This window comes from Streptomyces sp. AV19 (assembly GCF_015999245.1).
Classification (GTDB): domain Bacteria; phylum Actinomycetota; class Actinomycetes; order Streptomycetales; family Streptomycetaceae; genus Streptomyces.
Genome location: NZ_JAEAMR010000028.1, coordinates 1 through 4,220, shown reverse-complemented (window position 1 = coordinate 4,220; position 4,220 = coordinate 1). Strand labels below are relative to the sequence as shown.

Below are 4,220 nucleotides of genomic sequence, written 5' to 3'. Positions count from 1 at the left end.
GCGCAGGGGCCAGGCGCAGCGCGGGCAGTCGATCTGCTCCGAGCAGCGGGTGCAGGCGGCGAGCGGCTCGTGGTGGCGGGTGCAGACCTCGGCGACGAAGGCGCCGGGCTCGTCGGTGTAGTCGCGGGCCAGGGCGGCGTCGGCCATCCCGGCGGCGTCGTACCGGCCGCAGTCGCCGCTGAACTGGGCGAGGATTGTGCCCTTGGCGTTGAAGACGGCCCACATCAGCGGTGCCTCCGTCCCTTGGCACGGTCGAGCTGCTCGCGTCGTGCGGCGGCGTCGCGGGCCTCGGCGCCGGCTGCGTACTCCCTGGCGCAGCGGTCGAGCGTCGCGGGCTCCTCCGCGACCGAGCGCGACGTGGTGGGGTCGGGGGGCTCGGGGGTCTGGGGGTGGGTACGCTCCATGGCGGACCGCCTCTTCGTGAGAGTTGCGGGTGGTCTGACCCCGGTCCATGTGGCGTTGCAGCGCCGGGCCGGGGTCTATTCATGAGCAGCGCGTGGACTGCCTCCCTCACTGTAGGGGAACCCCCTACAGTGAGGGAAGTGGCCCGCCCGAAGAGAGGGGCTGGATTTGAGCGAGGAGGCGCGGCGGGTGTTCGAGGCGCTCGGTGAACTCGAAAAGATTGCCGACACCAGGGCGCGGGCGCTTGCTCTGGGCGAGGTGCTGAAGCAGCTTCCTCAGCACAACAAACGCCTTAAGAAGCTGCGGCAGCAAGCGGTGCAAGAACTTCTCGCACGCGAGGGTGCATCCCTGCGCACCGTGGGGGCCGACCTGGGGGTCAGTTTCTCGACGGTGCAGGACATCGCCAAGGGCTACTCAAGCTCGGGCAGCAGGCGCCCCAAGAAGGGTCAGTCGCAGGCCGAGTGACCTGTGTCAGTCGGCGTCCTTCACTGCCCTTGGGGCGTGAAAGTGTCAGTCGGCAGGGGGTGTGAGATAGGCCGGCGCTTGGCCGTGACCTATTGGACGGCCAGGGAGGCGAGACCCGTCGCGATACAGAGGGCGGCGGTGAGACCCGTGATCAGGGCGGCGAAGCCGAAGGCCCACTTGTTGGCGATGCCGTCGTGTCCGTGCACGAGGGTCTGGGAGGGGTCGCGAGGGTGGTGAATGATGTCTACCTCGTCGCCGACTTCGTACACGCAGCTGTGCGGTGAGCCCGTCATTGCTTCCCCGCTCGTGGGTGTGTCGTCGGGAAGCTGGTAATTCACCTGCGGGTAGTGCTGGAGGTCGCCGTCGCCGTCGGTGTCTGTGCGGATCGCGGTGATCACCCCCCAGGCTTGCACCCCATGCCGTCGAAGCCAACGCACACGAAGGGTCTCACGCAGCATGAGGCTGGCTCCGCCTCCAATGACGAGCCCCACGATGAGATAGGCCAATCCTCCGGTCACACGGCAAGACTACTTCAGTGCCGAACGGTCATCGTCGGCTCTTCGGTGAGCAGTTGGTGAGGCTGGAGAGGGTGGGTAGCTCATCGACAGGTGGTCGGTGGCGGCCTGCGGCCGGTAGAGCGACAGTTGGAGACTCTGCTCTGCATAAGCGTGCACGAGGGGAGAATTCGTGTACCCGGGGCGTCAGTGGCTCCCCGGGTACACGGCGTCCAATCAGATCAAAGCCAAGACTCCTCTAAGCCTGACGCAGAATCGTTTTGCGCACTTCCGGCGAACCGATGACTACGGTCAGGGAATCAGAATCTCCTTGGTGCGCTTTAGTGGAGACACTCCCCTTCTGGTCGGAGGCGGGGGCATGCTCCTTGGAGGAGTATTCGATCACCATCGCCGCTTTGCTGCAATAGAGCGAGGCCCACGTTTCGGATTCACTCGAACCTGCCCCCGAGGTGAAGCTGTAGGGTCCAGCGGGGTAGCGCTTACTCCCCTCTGAATCGTTTTTCGGCCACGCTGAAGTGATATCGATCAACGATTGCTTAGAGTTGGCCGCGTCGGCCACTAGAAGGCCACAGGAACCCTCTTGGGTGTACGCAATTAGGCGGCGTGGACCCTTCCGGAGCTCGCCTACCGCTTTAGGGGGCTTGGATTCGGGGAACTCCTCCGCCGCAGGAAGATCTCCGCTCAAGTCGATCGACTTAAGTCGACCCAGAGGAATCAATTGCTCAGCCGATGATTCAGGGATGGCCCCTCTCTCGCCGCCCATCGTGCAGGCAGTGAGAGAGAGCGCAAGGGTAAACCCGACGGCTAGCTTTCGAGTCGCCTGCACCATGGGGCCAACCTTTCATTCACGAAAATTGAAAAACGTTAATTAGCCCACTGATTGAAGCATACGCCAATCGGCTTGTAGATCTCTGCGTACCCTGCGATGGGGAGGTTAACCCGGTAGTGATGATAGAGAGGGTATGCCTCAATGGTCCCGTACTTGCCCCTAGGGACTTCGAAGCGTGTCTGGTTTTCCACCTTGTAGGTTCTTGTCACGCTAAATCCTACTTGGGCAGACACTATTCCCCAATCGACACCGCCGGATGCGCTTTTTTGGACCGCCACTTCCTTGCTAACCGTCATCACTAGGGTGGTTTTCCCTGAGCCACTCGTCTTCTGGATCACATTGGTGCCACACGACTCGCCCATGTCGGTTACACCACTGCGTGCCAGGCTCGGAGCGGCGGCCCTGGGCGAACCTTCGACGTTCCGCTTGATCGTCAGCTTTGCGCCGGGCTTGAATATGCTGTCAGGTATCTTGTCGCCCGGCTTGAAGAAATCCTTAACAGAGGTCGCGCTAGGAACCTCCGCCTTGTCCTGTGCCAGGGCAGGAGCTGCTGAAGTTCCCACCAACCCCAATACACTCATGGCAACTGCGCCGACGAGTGTGCCGCGTCTTGCCGTGCGGTTCATAAACCCCTCCGGTAATCTTCTGCGGTTTTTTATCCGCACCTCGATAACGGGTTCGGACGTCCGAGAAGCTAACCGGCATCCATCTCAGGGGCCACCGTGATTGATGATTTCAGGCCAGGCTGCAGGCGCCGATTGTCGGCCTTGCATTGTCATGACAAATCGCCCACCGTCCGGCAGAACGCCTCTCCTCAGGGGAGCGGGCGTAGGGCGCGGCGGCGCCATCAACGCCCCGAGTGACGTTTAGCTCATCAGTCTGAGGCCTGACTCGTTGAAGTGGGTTGGGCATCGGCAACGCACTCGCGCCAGACGCGCTGCGGGCCGACTGAGGGCGTCAAATCCGTTCGCTCGCAGTCAAGTTGTTTCAGGGGGCATGAGTCATCCGTGGCCATGATGAGCGCCGTGCAACCCGCCCCTCGGGAGGTGGGGCATCCGGCAGATCCCCGCTTCTCGGGGTGGTGGGTGGTGGAGTCGCCCCTGGACCGATGGCCGGCCCGGTTCAACTTCACCCATTGGCGTGATTGCGTCGTTACCGTCTGTCGCGATGTTTCGGTCTTCAACTGACGACGCACTGCCGCTCGGGCCCACACCTGGATGGCGCGGGCCTGTCGTTCACGATGTGGCGTCGACGCGTTCGCCGGTGATCTGCTGGACTGCGTTGATTTCAGCGGAAAGCCGGTTGCGAGCCGCCCGCAGCGCGCGCTCGGCGGAGCTCAGGGCGCGGCGTGTCCGTTTCAGCGCCGCAGCTTGGTCGGCCTGGCGTGTGGTGAGCTGTTCGACGCGTCGCGTCAGGCGTTCCACTTGCTCGCGGGCGATGGCTGCGCCAGGGCGTTTGGGGTTCTGGTGGGTTGGGCGCGCCTTGGGTGCGTTGAGTCGCTTGCGGGCGAAGTCGAGGAACTCCTCCTTCACGACGTGCTTGGTGCGCTTCCCGGCCAGGCCGGACACCAGCACGATGCGGGGGAAATTCTGGTACCGCGTGGCCCAGTTGGTGACCGCGCTCCTGGTCACGCCCACGAGGTCGGCGGCAGCCGACAGGTGGATCAGCTCGTCTTCGCGCCCCTGGTACTCGGGGCGTAGCCACGTGATCGGCTCCATGTGCTCTCTTCTCTCGTGGTGGCGGGCCGGCGGCCGGTAGGCCGCCGGGCCCGGGGCGGTCAGTTGCAGGTGGTGGAGCGGGTGATGGAGGCGCGGCGGACGCACTGCGGGCCGGGGAGGTCGCCCCACGGGTCGGTGAGCAAGTAGCGGGTGTCGGTGGGATTGAGGTCGTGCCGGAGGCGGCAGACCGAGCAGGGGCAGGGCACGGCGAGGTAGAAGCCGTGGGCCGTCTTGATGCTGCCGTGGTAGTGGACGAGGTCGCCGGGCTCGATGAGGTCGAGGCTGCGGAAG

The 4,220-nt window shown here is 64.1% G+C and carries 8 protein-coding genes; 1 reads left to right on the top strand and 7 read right to left on the bottom strand.

Annotated features, from left to right (window positions below; translation table 11 throughout):
- Positions 1-225: hypothetical protein (locus tag I5Q34_RS32625; RefSeq protein ID WP_199896118.1), on the bottom strand; the 225-nt coding region annotated here is incomplete at its 3' end.
- Positions 225-404, bottom strand: coding sequence for a hypothetical protein (locus I5Q34_RS32620; RefSeq protein WP_199896117.1), 180 nt, complete (start codon positions 402-404; stop codon positions 225-227). The genes I5Q34_RS32620 and I5Q34_RS32625, both read right to left, overlap by 1 nt.
- Positions 405-570: 166 nt before the next feature.
- On the opposite strand from I5Q34_RS32620, the gene I5Q34_RS32615 reads away from it, so the two are divergent.
- Positions 571-867, top strand: a complete 297-nt coding sequence (locus I5Q34_RS32615) for a helix-turn-helix domain-containing protein (protein WP_199896116.1) — start codon at positions 571-573, stop codon at positions 865-867.
- Positions 868-956: 89 nt separating this feature from the next.
- On the opposite strand, the gene I5Q34_RS32610 is transcribed toward I5Q34_RS32615, so the two are convergent.
- The 5 genes from I5Q34_RS32610 to I5Q34_RS32590 form a co-directional block, all read right to left on the bottom strand.
- Positions 957-1,358: a DUF3592 domain-containing protein gene (locus I5Q34_RS32610; protein WP_374193086.1), complete on the bottom strand. Its 402-nt coding sequence runs from the start codon at positions 1,356-1,358 to the stop codon at positions 957-959.
- Positions 1,359-1,620: 262 nt separating this feature from the next.
- Positions 1,621-2,211: a hypothetical protein gene (locus I5Q34_RS32605; RefSeq protein WP_199896114.1), complete on the bottom strand. Its 591-nt coding sequence runs from the start codon at positions 2,209-2,211 to the stop codon at positions 1,621-1,623.
- 35 nt (positions 2,212-2,246) lie between these two features.
- Entirely contained in the window at positions 2,247-2,837 is a 591-nt protein-coding gene (locus I5Q34_RS32600; protein WP_199896113.1) for a hypothetical protein, read from the bottom strand.
- 609 nt (positions 2,838-3,446) lie between these two features.
- Positions 3,447-3,929: a hypothetical protein gene (locus tag I5Q34_RS32595; protein WP_199896112.1), complete on the bottom strand. Its 483-nt coding sequence runs from the start codon at positions 3,927-3,929 to the stop codon at positions 3,447-3,449.
- A gap of 59 nt (positions 3,930-3,988) precedes the next feature.
- Positions 3,989-4,220: hypothetical protein (locus I5Q34_RS32590; protein ID WP_199896111.1), on the bottom strand; the 232-nt coding region annotated here is incomplete at its 5' end.